Consider the following 24,035-nt stretch of genomic DNA (forward strand, 5'->3'; position numbering starts at 1 on the left):
ACAAGGTTAAAAAAAACCTTGCAGGAAAAGAATGAACGAACTAACTATTTCTTTCTATATTCCTTTACCGCATCAACAAACGCCTTGGCGTGGTCTACTGGGATGTTTGGTAAAATTCCGTGTCCTAAATTAGCGATGTATTTGTCGGTTCCAAATTCGTCAATCATTTCGTGTACCATTTTTTTGATGGTTGGAATAGGTGACAATAATCTGGATGGGTCGAAATTTCCTTGTAAAGTAATGTTTCCTCCAGATAAATAACGAGCATTTCTAGGCGTGCACGTCCAATCTACTCCAAGAGCAGAAGCTTTGCTTTTTCCCATTTCGTTTAAAGCAAACCAGCATCCTTTTCCGAAAACAATTACTGGCGTTACCTCAGCCAAAGCCTCAACGATTTGATTGATGTATTTCCAAGAGAATTCTTGGTAATCTACCGGTGACAACATTCCACCCCAAGAATCAAAAATTTGGACGGCGTTTACTCCAGCTTTTACTTTTTCTTTCAAGTATAAAATAGTGGTGTCGGTGATTTTTTGCAATAAGGTATGCGCCGCAATTGGATTAGAGAAGCAAAAACCTTTGGCGGTATCAAAGCTTTTGGAACCTTTTCCTTCTACAGCATAACAGAAAATTGTCCAAGGTGAACCTGCAAAACCAATTAACGGTACTTCATCATTTAGCATTTCTTTAGTCAATTTCACCGCATCCATTACGTAACCTAAGGTTTCTTCGATATTTGGAACAATCACTTGATTGACTTGCTCCATAGTGCGAATTGGATTGGGAATTATAGGCCCTAAATTGTCTTTTAATTCTACGTGAATTCCCATAGCACGGGGCACTACCAAAATATCCGAAAACAAAATCGCTGCATCTGGTCCTACGATACGAATAGGTTGCACGGTAATTTCTGCAGCTAATTCTGGCGTTTCGCAACGCGTGAAGAAATCGTATTTGTCACGCAAAGCACGAAATTCTGGTAAATATCTTCCTGCTTGACGCATCATCCAAACAGGTGGACGTTCTACGGATTCTCCTTTTAATGCTTTTAAAAATAGGTCGTTCTTTAACATAGTAATCAGTGTTCAATATTTTAGTGTTCAGTCTGAACACCTTAAATTATTATTTTTTTTGTTCTTTTAGGTATATTCTTGTAGCACTTCTTCGATTACATCTTCTATAGAAGGTTGAGAGGCTACGATAATGTTCTTGATTTTATTTTTTTCTAAAGCCTCGGCGGTGGTTTCGCCTATGCAAAAGCAAATTTCGTTTTTTATTTTGTTTGCTGCTAAATAACTTTCGACCGCAGATGGACTAAAAAATAAAATGCCATCTACTTTTTCCTGAATCGTTTGGGGAGACAAAGTTGTCGTGTAAACTTGAATCTCGTTGAAAACAATACCCGCACTTTGTAAAGCTTCGGGTAGCGTATTTCTGCGAAGGTTTCCGCTAAAGAAAGTATAGCTAGCATTATTGTAAATCAGCGTAATGATTTCAGCTAAATCTTCAGCATATCCCATATAAGCTTCTACTTCAAACCCTGCTTCGGTGAGCATTATCTTGGTTTTTAATCCAACGCAAAAGACTTTTTTATGCTTAAATTCAGTTGCTTTGGGATGTTTCAAGAAATTTTTCACGGCATTTTGACTGGTGAAAATCAAATGCTCGTTTACCGAATCTAAAGAAAAATCCGTTAGGGTAGTTTGAATAAAATTGGTTTCGATTACATCAAAATGAGCGTCCAGCAAAGCTTGCTTTTGATTGGGCAAAAGTGTTTTGGTAGATAAAATTCGGATGGATTGACTCATTTTAATGTTGTTTTTTGGCTGAAATAATAATCCTTTGAAATTCTTCTGCGGTTGGTAGTTTTCCAATCCACTCTTCTGGGAGTTGCTTACTCAAAATGTATTCAGAAACGCCTATTGGTTTATTTGCGTTTCGTAAAGTATATTCTACTTCTAAATGGTCTTTGTTAGGAACTAGCAAAATGCCAATACTTGGTTTGTCGTCCTCTTGTTTTAATTGTTCGTCTAATAATTGTAAATAGAAATCAAGTTTGCCAACAAATTCGGGTTCAAATTCGACTACTTTCAATTCTACTGCCACCAGACATTTGATAATTCTATGATAAAAAAGTAAATCGATATAATACTCTTTTTCGCCCAACGAAAGTCGGTATTGGTTGCCAATAAAACAAAAGCCATAACCCAATTCTAGCATTAAACGTTTGATGTTTTCAATCATTGTTTTTTCTAACGCTTTCTCTGTAATTGGCTTATTGATGTCAAGAAAATCAAGACTATATACGCTTTTTATGCTTTCTCTGGCTTGTTCTTGAAAATGTTCAGGCAAGGCTTTTGCAAAATTATGTTGTGTTGGTTTTGAGATAAAATACTCATAAGCACCCGCCTTTATTTGGTGCAACAAAACCGCTCTACTGTATCTGTTTTTGATGGTTTGCTCTAAATAAAATATGCGTGCTTTAGGGTCTTTAACTTTTTGAATAATTAAAATATTGTGTTTCCAAGGCACTGAAAACAAAAGCTTTTTTACATATTTTAAATGTGAACCAGCTTGGTTCACATTTGCTTTTTCCAAATGTGAAGCAGGCTGCTTCACATTTGCATTTTCTATATGTGAAACCAGTGGTTTCACATTTGAATATTCGGCTACCAATTGCTTCATAAACTGAAGATTTCGGGGAGACCAACTCACACCTTCTCCAATTAATTGTGGTAAATCTTGACTCAATAATAAAATTACAGATTTACCCCACCCAAATTCTTCTTGCTTTTTAATAATGAGTTCACCAATTGTCCAATAAAGTTGATTGGAAATTGTTTGTACGGATTGGATGGCTTGCACTCTATGTTCTTGCACGGCAGTAGCTACATCCGAAAGAAATTCGTTGTAAGCATCTGACGAAATGTTGTGGTGCAATTGACTCATTTTTATGTTTGTTTTCTGAAAAAGCCTATTGTTATTCTCTTAGCCCCGATGGGAGGGAATATCCTTTTTTGTGCCGATTTTTTTCGGGACAAAAAAGATAGGAAGGACAGCGGGAACCCATACTGGCAAAAAAGCCTTTTGTTTCGCTCCTTACTTTTTCAAGGTTTCTTTTATCGTTTTCATCAACTCGGTGCCGCCATTGTTCAGGATTTCTTCGGCTGAATGGTAGCCTAGATTTTTCCATTCTTCGATGGGTACAACTTTGTTGATGGCTATTTTTTGTTGGCCGTCGATAGAAAAAAGAACGCCTTCGAAATGAATGGTGTCTTCGTCTTCGTTATAGGTTGCCAAGGCTCCGATGGGTGCGGTACAACCTCCTTCGAGACGGCGTAAAAATTGACGCTCGATGTGGGTACACACCTCGGTTTCTATATCATTCAATTCGGATACGGCTTCGCGACAAAATTCGTCCTCGGCCATGGCAACCACTACCATTGCTCCTTGCGCTGGTGCGGGAATCATCCAATCCAAATTGATAAAATCTGTTGGTTTTAAATTGATGCGCTCTAATCCTGCGGCGGCAAAAACGGCTCCACTCCAGTCACTGTCTTGTAATTTTTGCATACGGGTATTGACATTGCCTCGCAAATCGACCACTTTATGATTGGGATATTTGTTGAGCCACTGGGCTTGACGGCGCAAACTTCCGGTGGCGATGGTACCGCTACCTTCTAGAAAATCTAGATTGCCTTTGTGTACCAGAATATCTAGGGTGTTCGCACGCTCTAAAACGGCGGCTTGCACAATGCCTTGTGGCAATGCGGTGGGCACATCTTTCATCGAATGTACCGCAATATCGACTTGACCGCTAATCATAGCGACATCAAGAGTTTTGGTGAAAATTCCGGTGATTCCTAATTCGTATAATGGTTTGTCCAAAATGATATCGCCTTCTGATTTCACTGCGATAATCTCTGTTTTGTACCCTAAGTCGTTTAGTTTTTTCTCGACCGTGTGGGCTTGCCAAAGCGCGAGTTCGCTATCGCGGGTTCCGATACGAATGGCCCTATTACTTCCCGAAGAGGGAATAGCAGAAGTGGAATTTGATTTCTTGTTCATTAATTTATACAGTTATTCGACAACTTATGTTATTCCTCCTTTGGGGGCTAGGGGGCAGGATTTATTTGAAAAACTTTTTCAATCCATTCAATACTTTCATCGACCATAGTTTCTTCATCTTTGAGATGATTGGCAAAATGAGTCGTGATTTTCTGAATGATGCGGTTGCTGATGATTTCGGCTTGTTCTTCGTTGAAATCGGCTAGCTTCTTACTTTGAAAGTTCAATTCGGCCTCTTTGATGGCGTTGAGCTTTTCTTTCAAGGCATGAATAGTAGGAGCAAATTTTCTAGATTTGGTCCAAGCTAAAAATTCATTTTTAATGACTTCAATAATGGCTTCGGCAGCTGGAATGTGTAATTTTCTGTTTTCTAAGGTTTCATCGGTCATTTGAGACAAGTGATCCAAATGAATCAAAGTCACTCCTTCTATTTCCGTTACATTTTCATGAACGTTTTTTGGGATAGACAAATCCAAGATCAACAAAGGTTTTTTCAGATTTAAAATTGCTTTGTCTACCGTTGGATTTTGTGCGCCTGTGGCCACAACTACCACATCGGCTTTTTGCAATTCGATATGTAAATCAGAATAATCTTTGACTACTAAATTGAGTTTTCCGGCTAATTTTTCCGCTTTGTCTTTGGTTCTATTAATCAATGTAATATGCTCATTTTTGGTATGCTTTACCAAATTTTCACAGGTATTACGACCAATTTTTCCGGTACCAAAAAGCAAAATATTTTTGTTTCCTACATCGGGAACGTTTTTCATGATGTATTGCACTGAGGCAAACGATACCGAGGTAGCACCGGAGCTGATTTCCGTTTCGTTTTTAACCTTTTTACTGGCTTGGATTACAGAATTAATCAATCGTTCCATGAAAGCATTGGTCAAATCCATCGCTTTCGACTCGATAAAACCATTTTTAAGCTGACTGATGATTTCGAAATCGCCTAAAATCTGACTGTCTAATCCTGTTCCTACTCTAAAAATATGAGTAATGGCCTCTTGATTTTTGAAAACATAGGCTACTTTTTGAAACTCTTCAACAGTTCCTTGTGAGTTTTCGCAAAGTAGTTTTATTAATTGAAAAGGGTGCTCTGCGTAGCCGTAAATTTCGGTACGGTTGCACGTTGAAGTAACGATAAGTGCTGGTATTCCTTCTTTTTTTGCTTGAGCTAATAAATTGGTTTTGGCTGCGGCATCTAAACTAAATTTCCCTCGAATAGCAGCATCTGCCTTTTTATAACTTAAACCAATCGAATAAAAATAGTGGTGCTTAGCACTTTGATTTTTTTCCATTTTAAAAATTGCCATAAATAGGACAACAAATCTAGAATACTTGCACGGATAAAAACAACGCTAAAAGTTCTTTTTGTGTCGCTCAATGCTTTTTTGGATTTAATTCGTTATTTCCAGACAAAAACGTTTATTTTTGTAGCAAATACAAGGCTTAATGATTGATTTATTTAGAGTGATTCTAAATAAAACACATTCGACACTACCTTTTTTTTGTTAAAAAATTGTCGCTATGAGTTCACAAGAAATTATAAAAATAGAGGATGATTTCACCTTATTGCGTTTCCAAAATGATGGAGACACTCCATTTCACACGCATCACGAGGTGAGCAATGGCTTGATTCAATTTCATTTTGGATTGAAAGGAAAAGCAAAATTTTTATTCAATCAAGGCAGTTATGCTCTAGAAATGAATGAAGAAAAATCATACTTGTTCTACAACCCTCAAAAAGAATTACCGCTCAATCTAGAATTAGCGCCCAACACTTGGGTGATTACCATTTTGATTTCGATTCAAAAATTCCATGGTCTATTTTCTACCGAAGCCAGCCATATTCCATTTTTGAGCGACGAAAACAAGGATAAAAAATATTATAAAGAAGGCGACATTAGTCCATCTATGGCTATTGTGCTAACGCAGTTGTTTCATTACAACTTGAATCCATCCATTAAAAACTTATACTACAAAGGCAAGGGCTATGAGTTGTTAAGCTTGTATTTTAACCGTTCCGAAGATCCCAATGCAGAGCAATGTCCTTTTTTGATAGATGAGGACAATGTGATGAAAATCAAAAAAGCAAAAGAAATCATTATTGCCAATATGGCCGAACCCCCTAGTTTACAAGAACTCGCCGATACTATCGGTCTGAATCTGAAAAAATTAAAAATGGGATTCAAACAAATTTACGGCGATACCGTTTACGGCTTTTTATTTGATCATAAAATGGATTATGCCCGTCAATTATTAGATAGTGGTTCCTATAATGTAAACGAAGTAGGTTTGAAAATTGGCTACAGTACTGGAAGCCATTTTATAGCCGCTTTCAAGAAGAAATTTGGTACCACACCAAAAAAATATTTAATGTCGATTAACTCATCAGTAACGTAATCATTGGTTTTAACTATCTCTGAAACAGAAAAAGAAATAGTAGTCTAACCAATAAAATGCAGGGTTCATTACTTTTGACCCCAAAATCAATAAAAACTATTTTAATAGAAAAATATAAAATTATAAAAATGAAAGGTGTATTATTAGTCAACCTTGGTTCTCCAGAAAGCCCAACTCCTAAGGACGTAAAACCGTATTTAGACGAATTTTTAATGGACAAATATGTAATAGACGTACCCTATCTATTGCGTGCCTTGTTGGTACGTGGTATTATTTTGCAAACCCGTCCCAAAAAATCGGCAGAAGCTTATGCTAGAATTTGGACCAGTGAAGGTTCTCCTCTGATTGTGATTTCGAAAAAAATGCATGAAAAAGTAAAAGGATTGGTAGACTTACCTGTTTCTTTAGCGATGCGATATGGAAGCATGACCATCGAAAAAGGATTACAAGAACTGCAAGCAAAAGGAGTGACCGAGGTATTATTGCTTGCCCTTTACCCACAGTATGCTATGGCCTCCACCACTACTATTTGGGAACTTGCTGATGAACTTGTGACGACTAAATTTCCTGAAATGCATTTAACAAAAGTGCCTGCTTTCTATAACCAACCCGATTACATTCAGGCGTTGGCGAATTCCATGAAAAAGCATTTGGAGGGATTTGATTACGATCATTTATTATTCTCGTATCACGGTATTCCAAAACGCCATATTCGCAAAACCGATGTTACCAATTCTCATTGTAAAATTGACGGTTCTTGCTGCAACACACCCTCCCCAGCTCATGAATTTTGCTACCGTCATCAATGTTTTGAAACAACCAAACAGGTAGTAAAATTATTAGGTATTCCCGAAGGCAAATACAGTCAAACCTTTCAATCTCGATTGGCTGGAGATAAATGGCTCACGCCTTATACCGATGTTGAAATCAATAAAATGCCCGAACAAGGAATTAAGAAATTAGCGGTTGTAACCCCAGCTTTTGTAGCCGATTGTTTGGAGACGCTAGAAGAAATTGCGATGGAAGCCAATGAGCAATTCCTACACCATGGTGGAGAAGAATTTATGGCTATCCCTTGTATGAATGATGAAGACGAATGGTGTGGTGTAGTAGCCAATTGGATTAAGGATTGGGCAAAATAAGAATTAAGAATATAGAGCAAAGATTAAAGACCAAATGAAAAACAAAAAAAGTATTGAATTACTATTTTATGAACAAAAATGGTTTAAACTAGTTTTTCTGTTTTCTTTTTTTGGTTGGTTATTTTATAATTCCTTTATACCTTATGAAATTAACAAAAATGAACTTCTTGAATTGGATTTAACTGTTACAGAAAAATTTGAATCATCAGGAAGAACAAATCCAATTAAAATTTCTTTTAGCACAAAAGAGTTTTCTAACAAATTTGGAATTTATGTAGGAGGAACTTTTGGCAGATGGACAGAAGTAACAAATTGTTTAGAAAAAAACAGAAAAATTAAAGTAAAAATTCACAGAAAAGATAAATTAAAATTGAAAAAAGTAAGCAAAGTAATTCCTATATATTATTTGTTTAGTGTCGAATCAGGCTTGATTTTCAATGAAGAACAATTTAATCAGGGTGAAAAAAATTCTAATAATAGATACATAGTTTTTTGTATTATTATTTTTATTTTTTGTCTATGGGGAATATTAAAAAATTAAATAAATGGAACTCTACAACTACCTCAAATCCTTACATATTATTTTTGTAGTCACTTGGTTTGCGGGACTTTTTTATATTGTGCGCTTGTTTGTGTACCAAATTGAAGCCGCCGATAAACCCTCGCCTGAGAAAGAGATTTTGCAAAAACAATACAATCTGATGGCCTATCGTTTGTGGTACATCATCACTTGGCCATCGGCAGTGATTACTTTTTTGGTGGCCTTTTGGTTGTTGCTTTTTACCGATTTGGGGCGAAGTTGGTTGCAAATGCCTTGGATGCATGTCAAACTAGGTTTTGTCTTTTTATTGTATTTGTATCATTTCAAATGCCAACAAATTTTTACGCAACTCCAACGCAATGAAGTAAAATATACCACCAATCAAATGCGTCTTTGGAATGAAGGCGCTACTTTGATTCTTTTTGCTGTGGTGTTTTTGGTAGTACTCAAAAATGCCTTCAACTGGGTATATGGGGTAATTGGTATTTTTTTGTTTTCCATTATTATCATGTTGGGCTTTCGTTTTTACAAAAAAATTAGAGAGAGAAAATAGTAATCAGCAGTCAGTTTTAGTAATTAGTTTACAATCAGTGCCTACTAAAATATTACCAATTATAAGTTTAAAACGTAATTATACGTTTGCATAATAATTGAATACTAACAGTCTGAACACTGAACACTAAAAAAATTATGCTAAACAACTTCAACATATCGATGCTTTCCTTACGCACTAGGATTTTCCTATCGATGATTGTTGTTATTGTAGCTTCTAGTATTTTATTGGCTTCCATATCTATTTTGCAATTTAAAAGCGAAGCTCGTGAATACCATCAAGAAAAATTAGAGCGAAAAGAGTGGGCCATCAAAGAACACATAAATTATGTGTTGGCCACCACTACATACCCGATGACAGAAGCTAACTTGAGTTTGATTTTTAAAGACAAAATACATGAATTGTCTCAAATTCATAACAGCGAAATCAATATTTATAATCTGGAAGGTAAACTTGTAAAATCATCCAAAGAATCTTTTTCGATTGATCAGCCTGCTCCACCCATTCCAAAATACATATTGAAATTGGTAAGCTCCTCTATTGACAAACGTTTTGTTGATATTAAAACAATTGATGGGTATAAAAAGCGTTCCTCTTACAGCCAGATAAAAGATGAAAAATTCAAACCTCTTGGGGTTTTAAACCTCCCTTATCTTGAAGACGACAGCTATTATGACAACGAATTGCATAAATTTTTAGTACGATTAGGACAAGTCTACTCGTTTATGTTGATTGTAGCCTTTGCATTGGCCTACTTTTTGGCGACCTACATTACCAAATCGCTCAAAACTATTGCAGATAAAATGAGTGACACCAACATTGAACAGAAAAACGAAAAAATTGTTTTGGATGCCAATAGTAGAGAAATCAATTTGTTGATTCGTTCTTACAATGAAATGGTTGAAAAGTTAGAAAAAAGTGCCCTAAAATTAGCTCAAAGCGAACGTGAGGAAGCTTGGCGCGAAATGGCCAAACAGGTAGCACATGAAATTAAAAATCCGCTAACTCCTATGCGCTTAACGGTGCAAAGTTTTGAAAGAAAATTTGATCCTTCAGACCCAAATATCAAACAAAAACTCAAGGAATACTCTCAATCTTTGATTCAACAAATCGACATTATGAGCGAAGTAGCTTCTGCTTTTTCAAATTTCGCTTCGATGCCCGTTCAACAAAATGAAAGATTCAATATTGTTGAAGTGATGGAACGTGCCTTAGATATTTTCAATGAAGATTATATCTATTTTCAACCGCAGTTTTCCACGATTATGGTAGCAATGGATAAATCACAACTTATCCGAATCATTACCAATTTAGTTAAAAATGCCATTCAAGCTATCCCAGAAAATCAAAGTCCAAAAGCGATTTCAGTGGAAGTAAAAAGAGACCAAAACGATGTAATTCTTCTTTTTCATGACAATGGCACAGGCATTGATAGTACCTTCATTTCTAAAATTTTCCAACCCAAATTCACTACCAAATCGAGCGGGATGGGCTTAGGACTTGGAATTATAAAAAATATCATAGAAAATTATAACGGAACAATTACCTTTGATACTCAACTCGGAATTGGCACTACTTTTAGAGTACAATTGCCTATTATTTCAACTTAAAAATTAAAAAAATGAATTTTGATAACTTACTTATAGCGAAAGAGAATGGTATGGCAACTATTACCATCAATCGACCCTCCAAATTGAATGCTTTAAATATCGCTACTATTGAAGAGCTTCATAAAGCCCTAAAAAAACTAAATAAAAGTAAAGATGTTCAAACAATCATCATTACTGGTAGTGGCGAAAAAGCCTTTGTCGCTGGAGCTGATATTTCAGAATTTGCTCATTTCACAAAAGATGAAGGCGAGCATTTGGCCCAAAATGGTCATGTACAACTCTTTGACTTTATCGAGAATCTCAAAAAACCAGTAATTGCTGCCATCAATGGATTTGCCTTGGGTGGTGGATTAGAATTGGCCATGGCGTGCCACTTCAGAGTTGCCTCAGACAATGCCAAGATGGGACTGCCAGAAGTTTCCTTAGGAGTAATACCAGGTTACGGAGGAACGCAACGCTTGCCACAATTGATTGGAAAAGGGCGTGCAATGGAATTAATAATGACTGCTAGCATGATTGATGCTGAAACTGCCAAAGCTTATGGTTTGGTAAATCATGTAGTTCCGCAAGCTGAGTTGTTGGATTTTGCCAAAGGAATCGCCGAAAAAATCATGAAAAATTCTCCTTATGCTATTGGCCGTGCAATTAAAGCCATCAATGCTAATTACAAAGACGGTAAAGATGGATTTGAAGTTGAAATCAAAAACTTTGGAAAATGCTTCGGTACCGATGAATTCATCGAGGGTACAACTGCCTTTTTAGAAAAACGTAAAGCTAACTTTTCTGGAAAATAAATTTGTGAGTTCTAATCCCAGAAACAGGGTAATTAGAGATCCAAATATCATATTATTATATTTTTTTGATATTTGAATATCAAATTATGATATTTTTTTGATATTTGAATATCAAATTATGATATATTTGTTCCTTCAAAAGGATTGATAAATGATACAAAGAACCCAACAACCTGCCATTGATGCTTTACTATTCAAAGGAAAAGCAATAGTAGTATTTGGTGCAAGACAAGTTGGTAAAACCTCTTTGATCAAAAATACAGTTACAAATCATCCTTATTTATGGCTCAATGGCGATGAACCAGATACCCAATTGCTTTTGGAAAACATCACCTCCGACCGACTAAAAGCGCTGATAGGAAAAAACACGATGTTAATTATTGACGAATCGCAAATGATTCACAATATTGGTCTTTTGATTAAAAGAATGGTGGACAATTTCCCTGAAATTCAAGTCATCGCTTCGGGTAGTAGTGCTTTTGAACTTGCAGACAAAACCAAAGAATCCATGATGGGAAGAAAAGAAGAATTACAACTCTTCCCGTTAAACTTTGCCGAATTAGTTAAGCATACTAACTTTATTGAAGAAACCCGTTTGGTACCTCATCGATTAGTGTTTGGTTATTATCCTGAAGTAGTAAACCATCTTGGACAGGAAGAAAAAATACTCAATGATTTAGTTGATGGTTTTTTATACAAAGATATTCTAAACATAGATGGTATAAAAAAATCGGCCACCTTACAACGATTAGTTCAAATGTTAGCTTACAGAATAGGCAGCGAAGTTAATTACAGTTCTTTCGCAAATGAATTAGGAATAAGTCGCCTTACCGTTGAAAAGTACATTGATATTTTAGAAAAAAATTTCATTGTTTTTAGCTTACCTGCTTTCAGCAAAAACCAAGATAATGAACTTAAAAAAGGACGGAAAGTCTATTTTTGGGACAATGGTCTTCGCAATCGAATCATCAAGAATTTCAATCCTATTGAACTTCGTGACGATATTGGAGCGCTATGGGAAAACTTTATAATTAGCGAAAGAAAGAAAAAATTGATCTATGAAAATCAGTTCAAAGACACCTATTTTTGGCGCAATACACAACAAGCTGAAATTGATTATTTGGAAATAAAAAATACCGAAATTGAAGCTTTTGAAATCAAATACAATCCCAATCAAAAAGTACGATTTACCAAATCTTTCACTGAAAAGTACCATCCAAAAACAACAGCAGTCATTCACAGTCAAAATTTTTGGGATTATATACTTTAATCAATAAAAACACTACAACCTATGTCCTTCCAATCTATATTTGCTGAATTTTGGCAAAAAGTAATCGCGAGTATCGAAGATCGTACTTTTGCCAAACTGACTTTGGCTAAAACTATTGGAGATACTGAGTTAAAAAACATTTATGCTCGCCCTATTATAGCAGCGGATGGTGGTTTACAGTTTTCGATAATTACGCGATATAAAAGCGAAGAAATAGAAAGTTTTCACTCCATAAAGGAAACTTTTATGGTATTGAGTCCGTATATCAACAATCCTTTTTTGAGTGCTATTTTGTTTACCACCGAAAATGATTTGACTTTCAAATTGAATAAAAAGAGAGTGGGTAGTTTAACAGAAAGCGAACCTACCTTTAAGAATGCTTCAGATGTGATGTTAGAACTTAAGGCAAATGAATAGCAAACTAAGATAACTAGTTCTTTTGAACTCACTACTGTACACTGAATTCTGAATATTGCCCACTAGGCTTGTCCCTCCCACTCGGCATAAAATTGTGCTAAAAAATCTTCCATAAAACGGTGTCTTTTTTGAGCAATGGCTTTTCCGGATGGAGTGTTCATTTGTTCATGAAGCAAAAGCAATTTTTCGTAAAAATGATTAATGGTAGGCGCCGAGCTATTTTTATATTCTTCCTTGGTCATGTGCAAATTGGGAGCAATAGCTGGGTCATACATCGGCCTGTTTTTGAATCCTCCATAGTTAAAAGCTCTAGCAATTCCAATGGCTCCAATAGCATCTAAACGGTCTGCATCTTGTACAATATCTAATTCTATAGAAGAAAATGTTCGGGTTGTACGACCTCCTTTAAAGGAAATATTTTCAATAATTTGCACTACATGAGTTATGGTTTCTTCGGAAACTTGATGATCTTCCAAAAACTTTCGAGCCGTTTTGGGACCAATGGTTTCATCACCATTATGAAATTTGCTATCGGCAATATCATGCAGTAAAGCGGCAAGTTTAACAATAAGTAAATCACATTTCTCGCTTTGTGCAATCAATAGAGCATTATGGTATACCCTTTCAATATGGAACCAATCGTGCCCGCCTTCTGCTTTGTCTAAAGTTTCTTTCACAAAAAGAATTATGTCGTGAATTAATTTGGCGTGCTGCATTTGATGAGAAAATTATTCCAACTGATTTTTTTTTCATTTAAAATCAGTTGGAAGTTTATACTGTATTTTTGTTTACAATTACAATCTCGCAGGTTCTACCCACTTAAAAATAAAAGACTCCTCAGGAACAACCAATCGCTCAGAAATCTTGGCCATACGAGCTGGTAATTTCATGAGATAATCTCTAGCTTTTTCAGCTTCGTCGGTTAAATTGACCACTTTGTCAATTTCCCATTTTGCAATTAACTTTTGCATGATTTCTACATAATCATTGGCGGTATATACTCCAATACGCTGAGCAGAATCAGAAAACTGTTCGAAAGCCGAGCTGATTTTTTGCCCCGATTCTCTTAAGAAATGCGCTGGCATCACGATTTTTTGCTTCATCATGTATTGAAAAGCCAACATCATTTCGCTTGGATCCACTTTAAAAATTTGATTCACAAATTCGCTGTAAGCCAAATGGTGACGCATTTCGTCTCCTGCAATCATTTTACAAAGCTTAGATAGTTTTTTATCGCCATAACTTTTAGCCAATTGCGATACTCTATTGTGAGAAACATAAGTGGCTAATTCTTGAAAACTAGTATACACAAAATTCTTGTAGGGATCGCGTCCAGTTCCAATATCAAAACCATCGTTAATTAAGTGTTGGGTCGTTACCTCAACCTCGCGCATGTTCACTCTTCCGGACAAATACAAATATTTGTTCAATAAATCGCCATGACGGTTTTCTTCGCCGGTCCAATGACGAATCCATTTGGACCATCCATTGCGTTCAAGATTATTGACTCCTTCTACTTCCATCAACCAAGATTCATAGGTTGGCAAAGCTTCTTCGGTAATAGTATCGCCCACCAAAGCCACCCAAAAATCATAGGGTAAATCCTTGGCAATTTCTCTTAATTCTTTTACTTCTTCGAAGAAAGAATCCGATTCAGAATTCGGCAGAAAATCTGAAGGTTGCCATATTTTTTCTACCGGAATTAGATACTCATCCACAAAACTGTCGATTTTTTGTTCTAAAAACTGCATCACTTCTAATCGAATGTTCTGTATTGACATGGTATTTTTTTATTTAAGTTATTAGTTATTTCAGGTTTAGTGTTGAATAGCCCCGACAATAGCGGCTTCTGTCTTTTGGCTCAATTCGTCAAAAGCATAGGCATTGACTGCCATAGGTTCGTGTATGGTAAACTGCAAACGATTACCTAATCCCATAGGAAATGCACCAAAACGCACCATTTTCCATGAATTATTGATAGTGATTGGCACCACATAAGCTGAAGGTGCGTATTTGCATAATATTTTTAAACCGCTTTGCGCAAATTCTTTTGGTTTACCCGTTTTACTGCGGGTTCCTTCGGGAAAAATTACGGCAGAACGGGTGTTTTTTTCAATATATTCAGACAATCCTTTTATCGTTGGAATGGCTTGTTTGGGGTCTTTTCTATCGATCAAAACCGAACCTCCATGACGCAAATTATAAGAAACACTTGGAATCCCGCTTCCTAATTCTTTTTTACTTACAAACTTGCAATGAAAACGACGCAAATACCAAATGATAGCAATAATATCATACATACTTTGATGATTCGCCACAATAATCAAAGGTACATTTTGAGGAATACGTTCTACATTTTCAAATTGATAAGTGGTTCCTAATAAATTAGTACATTTTACTAGAAAAAAATTCAAATAATCCACACTTTTTTTGTGTGCCTGATAACCAAACACATTAAAACAAATCCATTGAATGGGATGAAAAACCACCAAACAAAGACCAAAACACAAGTAATAAATGATAGATAATGGGTAGGAAATTATTTTTTGCATAGTCAACCAATAAAGGGTCAAAAGTACAAATTATATTATATCCACAATTTAAAAAATGAAACATAACTCAATTTAACGTTTAGTCGTACCTTTGCAGCGAATTACACAATTCTTTTGCGCAACTATGACCTATACGTATCCAAAAACCGAAAAGTTAAAAAGTAAAACGACCATTGGCCATTTATTTACCAAAGGAAAATCGGTGTCCAAATATCCGCTGCGCTTGGTGTATTGCCCAATCGAACCCGTTGGAGACACTCCCATTCAATTTGGTGTTTCGGTTTCAAAAAAATATTTTAAGAAAGCCGTTGATCGCAATTATTTCAAAAGAGTGCTTCGAGAAACCTACCGTCTCAACAAACATTTGCTACTTGATCATTTAGACGAACCTCACGCCTTTATGTTTTTCTATCAATCCAAAGAACGGTTATCATTTCAAGAAATCGAGTACAAAACCGTTCAATTGTTTGAAAAATTCATAGCCCAATTGAACCAAACAAAATCTGAAGTAACTGAAAAAAACGCTGATTTTTCTTCCGAAGCTTAAGATTCAGGATTTTATTAGTATTTTAGTGTTCCCAAAAACATCTCAACTTATTAATTATGAATACTTTATTTCAAAAAAAATACATACTCCCATTCTTGGCGTCGCTATTTTTATTTGTGGGGGTGAGTTTTAAAAATGATTTTTTTGAAATTGCCAAGCAAATTGAAATCTTCACCACTTTATTTAAAGAAGTCAACACCAATTACGTAGACGAAACAAACCCTGGCGATTTAATGGACAAGGCCATCAAAGGGATGTTAGCGAGTTTGGACCCCTATACCAATTACTTTAATGAGGCCGATGTAGTAAAATTTAAAATCAACAATACGGGAGAATATACTGGAATTGGCGCATTAATCAGTCGAAAAGAAGACCAATTGATTATAAAAGAACCTTACAAAAACTTTCCTGCTGATAAAGCTGGACTCAAAGCCGGCGATGCCATTATTCAAATTGGCGATGTCGTGCTGAAAGATTTTAAAGACGATGCCTCACAATTGCTTAAGGGTTCCAAAAACACTAAAATTGATATTAAATATATCCGTCAAGGAAAAACGCTAAGCACCCAATTGGTTCTGGATGAAGTAGAAATCAAATCGGTGCCTTTCTTCGGAAAAATTGATGCCAAAACAGGATATATTGTTTTGACTCACTTCACAAAAAAAGCCTCCTCTGAGGTGAAAGACGCTTTAGAACAATTGAAAAGAGAAGGTATTGATCGTTTGGTTTTGGACTTAAGAGATAATCCCGGCGGACTATTGAATGAAGCGGTGAACATTTGCAATTTGTTTGTTCCTAAAAACGAAACCATAGTAACTACCAAATCGAAAGTTGAAAAATATAATAACACTTATAAAACAACACGAGAACCAATAGATTTGAATATTCCTTTAGTGATAATAGTCAATGGTCGAAGCGCTTCTGCTTCTGAAATTGTTGCAGGTGCCTTACAAGATTTAGACCGTGCGGTGGTTTTAGGCAGTCGCAGTTTTGGAAAAGGATTGGTACAACGCCCTATCGATATGTCTTTTGGAACGCAAGTGAAAGTAACAATTTCGCGTTATTACACCCCATCTGGACGCTGTATCCAAGCCTTAGATTATGCCCGAAAAGATAAAAATGGAGCAGCTATTCGAACCGAAGAAAAAAATTATAATGCATTCAAAACCCGAAAAGGAAGAACTGTTTACGATGGTGGTGGTATTCAACCCGATATCGAACTTTCGGAAACACAGCTGAGTGCAATTGCTAATGCGTTGATAAAAAACGATGGGATTTTTGATTTTGCTACACAATATTATTATAAAAACCCCAATTTGGGCAACACCATCCCAACTATCACAGATGTGGATTACAATGATTTCAAACAATTTCTAAAAAACAAAAAATTCAATTTGGATACCGAAACTGAAGTACAATTGAAGAAAACTTTGGCAGCCGCTAAGAAAGAAAAAATAGACGAAACCATTACTGCAGAATACCAACAGCTATTGAACGCTATTCAAAAAAGTGAATGGAACACTATGGACAAAAATCAAAAAGAAATTAAAAATCTATTGCTAGACGAACTTATCAAACGCTACCAATACCAAGAAGGATTGTACCAATACTACATCAAAAACAATCCCGAAATCAAAAAAGCGGTAAGCGTGTTGAATACTTCGGCAGAGTACAATAGTATTTTGAAGTTGTAAAAAACACAGTAGAAATTAGCATCAATTCATAAACATACTAGCCTATAAGTATTCAAGTCAATGTCTCATTTTTACTATATAAGAAATTTAAGGCCATCTAAGTTAGTTTTAATGTCCCTTAAATTCATCTCCTAATGTTTTAGAAAACAAAAATCTAGTTTAAAATAACTCTAATGTCAATTCGAGCGCAGTCGAAAACCATTACTGCCTCTCGACTGTGCTCGATGTGAGAAAAAATAGAACTCTAAGCATCATAATTTATATGATTAGCCCTTTTTCATCTCGATATGCGGAATATCATCTTCTAAATACATGTCACTAATGGCCACAAAACCATGACTCTCGTAGAATTTTTTCAAGTACAATTGCGCACCAATCGTGATGACTGATTCGTTAAAATGAGTTGCAATTCCTGCGATAGCATTTTGCATCAATTCATGACCCCATTTTTTATCACGATAGGCAGCATCGACTACTACACGTCCTATTGAAGCTTCGGGAAAACTAATTCCGGGAGGTAATAACCGAGCATGGGCTACAATTTTTTCGTCGTAGATTCCAAAAAGATGCAGGGCTTTTTTATCTTTTCCATCCAAATCCAAATAGACGCAATTTTGCTCAACCACAAAAATTTCGCTTCGCAATTTCAAGATATCATACAACTCGTTTACGGTCAAATCTTGAAACGCTTTAATGTACCACTGTAACCCCATTTCTTATAAATTTTCTCTCTTAATAATTTGTACCGATTTGATGATGGCCTCTAATTCAAACATCAGATCTCGTTTTTCCTCAGCTGGAGCGTAACAAAATCCTTCGAGCACCATGACTCTTTTATATTCTGGGTCAAAAATAGTATAATTTATAAAAGGCCCTGACATAAAATCGTTCTTGAGTTCCCAATTTCCTTTTACTTCAAAAGCCTTACAATTGGCCAATTTCGTACGCATCCAATACGGAGCAAAACCTTGACCGGTTTTCATTGGCGACAGATTCTCTCTCCCTTTAATGTACAACATGCCAATGGAATCTCTCATTGAAACAATGGAAGCTATTGGGTTCTTGGATGAAATAGTTTCTAAAGGTACTTGGTACAAAAGCAAACTCATGCTACCACTAGTTATTTCCTTTTTTAACCAAATAAATCGAGGCTTTTGCAGCGCATATTTATAAGTGGTCGGAACTGCAAGTTGAATTTGAAATTTGTTAGCAAAAATTTTAGGATTCAACAAAGAAGTTTTTTGTTTTTTTTGGAGCGCTACTATTTCACCTTTTTTCAAAGTAGCCACCATTTGAGTGGTATTTTTTTCTAAAACGGATACTATGGCCTTACTATTAGGACCGACGATATGAATTAAAGTTTGAGGCTGCGCGTAACGATTGAATTGTATATCAAAAAAAGGTTTGGATCCTTTTTTAACCACCACAATATTTCGGCTATCCGTTATAAAGCCTTCGACAAATTTATCAGAATACTGATTGAGTGTAAACAGAGGTTCTTCTTGTGGGAGTCCTAATATTGGCGCTGCGATTTTTTTTCTAAGAGAATCTCCTACTTCGCCATTCCACAAATCATCATTCATAACCACCGAAATGGTATTGAAATCCCCCACCGAAACAGGCAAAGCTTTACCTTGATCCGATTGACATGCTAGAAAAAAAAGGAAACCGAATAGAGAAAAAAAATGGGTTTTATTCATAATTTTTATCTTAAAAATAAAACTCAAATGTAACCAAATTAATGGAGTCTAGCCGTTTATTTTTAATTTCATTCCCGGTTTCAATTCTTCTGCTTTGATACCATTCCACTTTTCTAAATCAGAAATAGTTACTCCAGGATATTTTTTTGAAATGCTATAAAGAGAATCTCCTTTTTTTACAAAATAATCACTAGATCCGTTTTTGATTTTTGTAGTGGGGTAAACAGGTGCTTTTTTAAACGCTTCGGCCGTTGCATTGTTGGTAATAATGGCTATTTCATTTTTGGCTACAATCAATTGTGTACCAACGGGTATTTTGTTCTTTGAAATAGAATTCCAAGCTACCAAATTGGAAAGTGTAGTCCCAAATTTTTTGGCAATTGCACCCAAATTATCCCCAGCAACTACGGTGTACGTAATATCTTTTAATTGGGGTTTGGGACTTTCTTGAACGGCAATCGCATTTTCTGAACTCACCACAAGAGTGGTTCCAGGCACCAAGTTTGTGGATAAGGTTGGATTTAAGACACGCAACTCTTCGGTAGAAATATGGTGTTTTTTAGCAACGTCTTGTAGGTGATCGCCTTTTTGAACAATATACGTTTTGGTTGACGCAACAGAATCTAATGTATCTTGTATTTGTTCTTTGTTGATAGTCGTGGTTTTCGTTGATGCTACAGCTGTTTTTGCAGACGCAACAACTACATCGGACGAAGAGGAAACAGGTGTTTTAATTTTTAAAACTTTACCCAACGGCAAGGTATTGCCTTTTAATCCATTCCAGTTTTTTAGATCTTGAACACTAACCTTAAATGCAGTAGCTACAGCATGCAAGTTATCCCCTTTTTGGATAGTATACCATTCTTGATGAGTAGCAACAGCGGCTGAATCGGTAGTGGTTTTTTTAGAAGCTATAGCGGTGCCTGTCGATCTAAAAGTAGCTTGACGGTTGTTATCATAAGCCACATAGGAATAAATTTTATCCTCGTTGGCCGTAAAAAGCCCAATTTTGTCTAAAGGTAGTCGTAAAAAATGCTGTTTGTCATCATAAACAGGAATAACATTGCGTTTGTAGGAAGGATTCAAAATTTGCAATTGCGATACTGGAACATCAATTAAATCCGCAATTTGTTTGAATGTTATTTCTCGTTGCACCCGAATAGTATCGGTTTCAAAATGTTTTAGATTGGCTTTTTCAGGAATAATGCCGTGTTCCTTGTGGTATTCGTAGAGATACATGGTAGCTAAAAAGGCAGGAACATAACCTTGGGTTTCTTTGGGTAAGTAATTTTTGATTTCCCAAAAATTTTGTTTACCTCCAGAGCGCCTTATAGCTTTAGTCACATTTCCAGGTCCCGAATTGTAGGAAGCTAAAACCAATTCCCAATCTTGAAAAATGGGGTACATGTTGGCCATATATTGAGCTGCGGCTTCTGAAGACTTTAGCACATCGGAACGTTCATCTACATAAGAATCGATGTTGAGATTATACTGTTTTCCGGTATTATACATGAACTGCCAGATACCTGTAGCACCTACTCTTGACACCGCTTTTGGATTTAGGGCCGATTCAACTATGGCTAAATATTTGATTTCAAGAGGTACATTTTTCTTAGCTAACGCTTCCTCAAAAATGGGAAAATAAAATTCCGAAGTAGCCATTAAACGACCAAATGCTTTTTTACGATTTTTCAAAAACGATTTGATGAGATTTTCAAGTACTTGATTGTATTCTATTTTGAAAGGGGATTTGGCATCCATGGCCGCTAATCGCTCTTTAAGCAAATCCGTTGATAATTCCGAATCGGTGCTTTCTAGCGCATTGATATTTTCTATATCAGTAGTTAAATCGTTGTATATCGCTAAGTCTGTGAGCTCTTTTATCCATAAACTATCCACTTGTTGCATGGATTTATAGCGCACAAAAGATTTTTTAATAGAATCTAAATAAGTTAACGGTACTGTTTTTCCTTCTATGGATTGTGCATCAAAAGACTGTTGGGAAAAAACAGTTAATGTGAAAAAAAAGAGGATACTAAATAGACTATTTTTTATGCTCATAAAAGGGATTTACAAATTTCTAAATGTCAACAACTTACAGTTAGTTTTACAAAATTACAAGGTTAAAACTAAAAAAAGCCACAATTATTGTTAAATATACAATAAATGTGGCTTTTGTAATAAAAATACTTTAGAAAAATCAATAAAAAGTATGAATTTTCAGATTTAAACTAAAAGGGAAAATTCATAAATAATAGGTAACTTATTCTAAAATAGCAGCAATACCAGGTAAAGTTCTTCCTTCAAGCATCTCCAACATAGCGCCTCCACCAGTAGATACGTAACTCATTTTTTCTTCAAATCCAAACTGTTTTACAGCTGCTACAGAATCTCCACCTCCTACTAAAGAGAAAGCGCCACTAGCTGTAGCTTCAGCAATATAATCTCCTAAAGCAATCGTTCCTTTGGCAAAAGTAGGCATTTCAAATACCCCTAATGGACCGTTCCAAAGAATGGTTTTAGAAGCTAAAATCACTTGTTTGAAATTTTCTAAAGATTTTGGTCCTGCGTCCAAACCCTGCCATCCTTGTGGAATCTCTTTTACGTCTACCACTTGTGTATTGGCATCATTTGCAAAACCATCAGCAGCCACAACATCTACTGGAATGTGTATTTGTACTCCCTTTTCTTTGGCTTTACGCAAAATTTCAAGAGCCAATTCTTGTTTGTCATCTTCACAGATAGAATCTCCCACAGATCCGCCTAAAGCTTTAATAAAAGTAAAGGTCATACCTCCACCAATAATCATGTGGTCTACTTTATCCAATATATTTTCAATTACGGTAATTTTAGAAGATACTTTCGATCCTCCTAAAACAGCAGTAACTGGTTTTTCACTGTTTTTCAACACTTTATTTAAGCTGTCAATTTCTTTAGCCAATAAAGTTCCAAAGCATTTATCTGTTGGGAAAAATTGAGCGATGATGGTAGTAGAAGCATGCGCACGGTGAGCCGTTCCAAAGGCATCATTCACATACACATCACCTAAATCGGCTAATTTTTTAGCAAAATCAACATCGCCTGCTTCTTCTTCTTTGTAAAAACGTAAATTTTCTAACAACAAAACTTCACCCGCTTTCAAGTTAGCTGCAGCAGATGATGCTGGTTCACCAATACAGTCCGTTGCAAATTGAACCGGAACACCAAAAACCTCAGCTACTTTGGCCACAATATGACGCAAAGAATACTTGTCTTCTGCTCCTTTTGGACGGCCTAAATGCGACATCAAAATGACACTTCCACCATCGGCTAAAATTTTATCAATAGTTGGTTTTGCTGCCTCAATTCTATTGGCATCAGTTACGTTGAAATTTTCATCTAATGGCACATTAAAGTCAACACGGATAATGGCTTTTTTATCTTTGAAATTAAAATCGTTTAACGTTTTCATAAGTATTGATTTTTTGTAAATAATATAATAAGTACAACAAATATACTTTTTTTAATCGATTGATTTCTAATGAAAAGCCTTAAAAAATACTTAATTAGTAACGAAATCGATATAATTTTAAAAATAACACAAATAAAGCCTGTAAAGCCTACTTTTTATATCGAAAACTAATGCAAAATAGATATAAACTTAAGTCCTCAAAAAAACACCCTTTATACCGAGGCATAAAGGGTGTGAGGTTGAAATAAAAAATATAATTAATCGTGTACTGGATTTTGTGTACACGGACAATTGCTGATGGATTGAAGAAAATCAAATCCCAAAGTAATCATGTGTGTTCCTGTATTAGCAGCAGCAAATTCGTTCATGGTAATTTGGTAGGAATACCCAAAATAGAAACCTGATTTTTTCAATCCAACCATAGGCCCTACGTTTAAGGGCTTACCAATTTGATCATTCAAAAAACGATACGAAATACCCAACCAGTAATAATCATCATAGCTATTGTATTTTCTATACTTTACATTGACATCAGTACTAGAACGTTTGTCTGAAACAAAATACTGATAATACATGGAGGGCTCAATTTCAGCACGATTATACTCACCATCAGAAAAAACATAGCCCGAATAGATTTGGTAATTCAAAAGTAAATCCGGTTCTAAATTTATAAATTGATCTAATTTTTTAGGCAAGATATTACTTGCATTAAAACTGGCGTAGAATTTTTTATAACGGTACAGTAATCCTACATCAAAGTTATTGTTAGCAGTAAACCGATTGTTATTAATGGAAGGGTCTTGATTTGTAGGATTTAGGTTATCGGTATCAATTCTAAAATTATTGAAGTTATAAGAAATTCCAAAAGACAAATATTGTTGGGAATAATAATCTAAAATAATATGATGGGAAAAAGAAGCTTTGGCTCCAGCTTGTCGGGTATTCCCGTTTTTATCATTATACACTGAGATTCCAACTCCTGACTGGTCAGCAATTCTAAAATCAGCATAAACCGATTGGTTGTTGGGCGCATCTTTAATTCCGACCCATTGCGTCAATCCATTTAACCGAATTCTGAAATTATCACCAATCCCTGCATAAGTAGGTGAAATTACAAAGGGATTGTCGGCCAAATATTGGGTCCATACCGGTAAATTTAATTCTTGTGCGTGTCCTACAACACCCATTAACAGTAACAATGCAATTAAATTCTTTTTCATAATATAGTAGATTCTTTGTTGGTAGTGCAATGACGCTATTGGGGCATAGCGTCATAGTTACCAGTTATTT

23 protein-coding genes are annotated in these 24,035 nt (G+C 35.6%); 10 read left to right on the forward strand and 13 right to left on the reverse strand.

Translation table 11 applies throughout. The annotated features are described in order from the left end of the window. Positions 1-44: 44 nt before the first annotated feature. From hemE to hemA, 5 genes are all read right to left on the reverse strand, one after another. Entirely contained in the window at positions 45-1,073 is a 1,029-nt protein-coding gene (gene hemE, locus ACZIX2_RS02155; protein WP_463338430.1) for a uroporphyrinogen decarboxylase, read from the reverse strand. Positions 1,074-1,139: 66 nt separating this feature from the next. Continuing rightward, complete coding sequence (locus ACZIX2_RS02160) at positions 1,140-1,808, reverse strand: uroporphyrinogen-III synthase (RefSeq protein WP_463338431.1); 669 nt, start codon at positions 1,806-1,808, stop codon at positions 1,140-1,142. A 1-nt stretch (position 1,809) separates the two neighbouring features. Then, entirely contained in the window at positions 1,810-2,949 is a 1,140-nt protein-coding gene (locus ACZIX2_RS02165; protein ID WP_463338432.1) for a PDDEXK nuclease domain-containing protein, read from the reverse strand. Between the two features lie 150 nt (positions 2,950-3,099). Continuing rightward, positions 3,100-4,068: a hydroxymethylbilane synthase gene (gene hemC / locus ACZIX2_RS02170; RefSeq protein WP_463338433.1), complete on the reverse strand. Its 969-nt coding sequence runs from the start codon at positions 4,066-4,068 to the stop codon at positions 3,100-3,102. A gap of 47 nt (positions 4,069-4,115) precedes the next feature. Next, positions 4,116-5,369, reverse strand: a complete 1,254-nt coding sequence (hemA, locus tag ACZIX2_RS02175; protein WP_463338434.1) for a glutamyl-tRNA reductase — start codon at positions 5,367-5,369, stop codon at positions 4,116-4,118. A gap of 229 nt (positions 5,370-5,598) precedes the next feature. Between hemA and ACZIX2_RS02180 the strand changes: the two genes are divergently transcribed. From ACZIX2_RS02180 to ACZIX2_RS02215, 8 genes are all read left to right on the forward strand, one after another. Continuing rightward, entirely contained in the window at positions 5,599-6,474 is an 876-nt protein-coding gene (locus ACZIX2_RS02180; RefSeq protein WP_463338435.1) for a helix-turn-helix domain-containing protein, read from the forward strand. 128 nt (positions 6,475-6,602) lie between these two features. Next, positions 6,603-7,616 (forward strand): ferrochelatase, encoded by a 1,014-nt coding sequence (gene hemH / locus ACZIX2_RS02185; protein ID WP_463338436.1) that lies wholly within the window; start codon positions 6,603-6,605, stop codon positions 7,614-7,616. Between the two features lie 34 nt (positions 7,617-7,650). After that, positions 7,651-8,157, forward strand: a complete 507-nt coding sequence (locus ACZIX2_RS02190) for a hypothetical protein (RefSeq protein WP_463338437.1) — start codon at positions 7,651-7,653, stop codon at positions 8,155-8,157. Positions 8,158-8,161: 4 nt separating this feature from the next. Beyond that, on the forward strand, positions 8,162-8,710 hold the full coding sequence (locus tag ACZIX2_RS02195) for a CopD family protein (protein ID WP_463338438.1): 549 nt from the start codon (positions 8,162-8,164) through the stop codon (positions 8,708-8,710). Positions 8,711-8,847: 137 nt separating this feature from the next. Then, positions 8,848-10,320 (forward strand): sensor histidine kinase, encoded by a 1,473-nt coding sequence (locus ACZIX2_RS02200; protein WP_463338439.1) that lies wholly within the window; start codon positions 8,848-8,850, stop codon positions 10,318-10,320. An 11-nt stretch (positions 10,321-10,331) separates the two neighbouring features. Further along, positions 10,332-11,114: an enoyl-CoA hydratase/isomerase family protein gene (locus tag ACZIX2_RS02205; RefSeq protein ID WP_463338440.1), complete on the forward strand. Its 783-nt coding sequence runs from the start codon at positions 10,332-10,334 to the stop codon at positions 11,112-11,114. A 151-nt stretch (positions 11,115-11,265) separates the two neighbouring features. Further along, the gene (locus ACZIX2_RS02210; RefSeq protein WP_463338441.1) at positions 11,266-12,384 is read left to right on the forward strand and encodes an ATP-binding protein; all 1,119 of its coding nucleotides are present in this window, start codon (positions 11,266-11,268) and stop codon (positions 12,382-12,384) included. Between the two features lie 21 nt (positions 12,385-12,405). Continuing rightward, entirely contained in the window at positions 12,406-12,801 is a 396-nt protein-coding gene (locus ACZIX2_RS02215; protein WP_463338442.1) for a hypothetical protein, read from the forward strand. A gap of 62 nt (positions 12,802-12,863) precedes the next feature. On the opposite strand, the gene ACZIX2_RS02220 is transcribed toward ACZIX2_RS02215, so the two are convergent. The 3 genes from ACZIX2_RS02220 to ACZIX2_RS02230 form a co-directional block, all read right to left on the reverse strand. After that, positions 12,864-13,517: an HD domain-containing protein gene (locus ACZIX2_RS02220; RefSeq protein WP_463338443.1), complete on the reverse strand. Its 654-nt coding sequence runs from the start codon at positions 13,515-13,517 to the stop codon at positions 12,864-12,866. Positions 13,518-13,595: 78 nt separating this feature from the next. Beyond that, on the reverse strand, positions 13,596-14,582 hold the full coding sequence (locus ACZIX2_RS02225; RefSeq protein ID WP_463338444.1) for an acyl-ACP desaturase: 987 nt from the start codon (positions 14,580-14,582) through the stop codon (positions 13,596-13,598). 36 nt (positions 14,583-14,618) lie between these two features. Further along, complete coding sequence (locus ACZIX2_RS02230) at positions 14,619-15,353, reverse strand: lysophospholipid acyltransferase family protein (protein WP_463338445.1); 735 nt, start codon at positions 15,351-15,353, stop codon at positions 14,619-14,621. 124 nt (positions 15,354-15,477) lie between these two features. Between ACZIX2_RS02230 and rnpA the strand changes: the two genes are divergently transcribed. Further along, positions 15,478-15,900, forward strand: a complete 423-nt coding sequence (rnpA, locus tag ACZIX2_RS02235; RefSeq protein ID WP_463338446.1) for a ribonuclease P protein component — start codon at positions 15,478-15,480, stop codon at positions 15,898-15,900. A 56-nt stretch (positions 15,901-15,956) separates the two neighbouring features. Next, positions 15,957-17,594, forward strand: a complete 1,638-nt coding sequence (locus tag ACZIX2_RS02240) for a S41 family peptidase (protein ID WP_463338447.1) — start codon at positions 15,957-15,959, stop codon at positions 17,592-17,594. Between the two features lie 266 nt (positions 17,595-17,860). On the opposite strand, the gene ACZIX2_RS02245 is transcribed toward ACZIX2_RS02240, so the two are convergent. The 5 genes from ACZIX2_RS02245 to ACZIX2_RS02265 all read right to left on the reverse strand — a co-directional run bounded on the left by ACZIX2_RS02245 (position 17,861) and on the right by ACZIX2_RS02265 (position 23,965). Continuing rightward, entirely contained in the window at positions 17,861-18,307 is a 447-nt protein-coding gene (locus ACZIX2_RS02245; protein ID WP_463338448.1) for a GNAT family N-acetyltransferase, read from the reverse strand. Positions 18,308-18,310: 3 nt separating this feature from the next. After that, positions 18,311-19,294, reverse strand: coding sequence for a DUF4837 family protein (locus ACZIX2_RS02250; RefSeq protein WP_463338449.1), 984 nt, complete (start codon positions 19,292-19,294; stop codon positions 18,311-18,313). Between the two features lie 48 nt (positions 19,295-19,342). Next, entirely contained in the window at positions 19,343-21,355 is a 2,013-nt protein-coding gene (locus tag ACZIX2_RS02255; RefSeq protein ID WP_463338450.1) for a lytic transglycosylase domain-containing protein, read from the reverse strand. A 202-nt stretch (positions 21,356-21,557) separates the two neighbouring features. Further along, positions 21,558-22,745, reverse strand: coding sequence for a phosphoglycerate kinase (locus ACZIX2_RS02260; protein ID WP_463338451.1), 1,188 nt, complete (start codon positions 22,743-22,745; stop codon positions 21,558-21,560). 257 nt (positions 22,746-23,002) lie between these two features. After that, positions 23,003-23,965 (reverse strand): PorP/SprF family type IX secretion system membrane protein, encoded by a 963-nt coding sequence (locus ACZIX2_RS02265; RefSeq protein WP_463338452.1) that lies wholly within the window; start codon positions 23,963-23,965, stop codon positions 23,003-23,005. Positions 23,966-24,035 lie beyond the last annotated feature (70 nt).

The sequence above is a fragment of the Flavobacterium riviphilum genome (assembly GCF_055231795.1).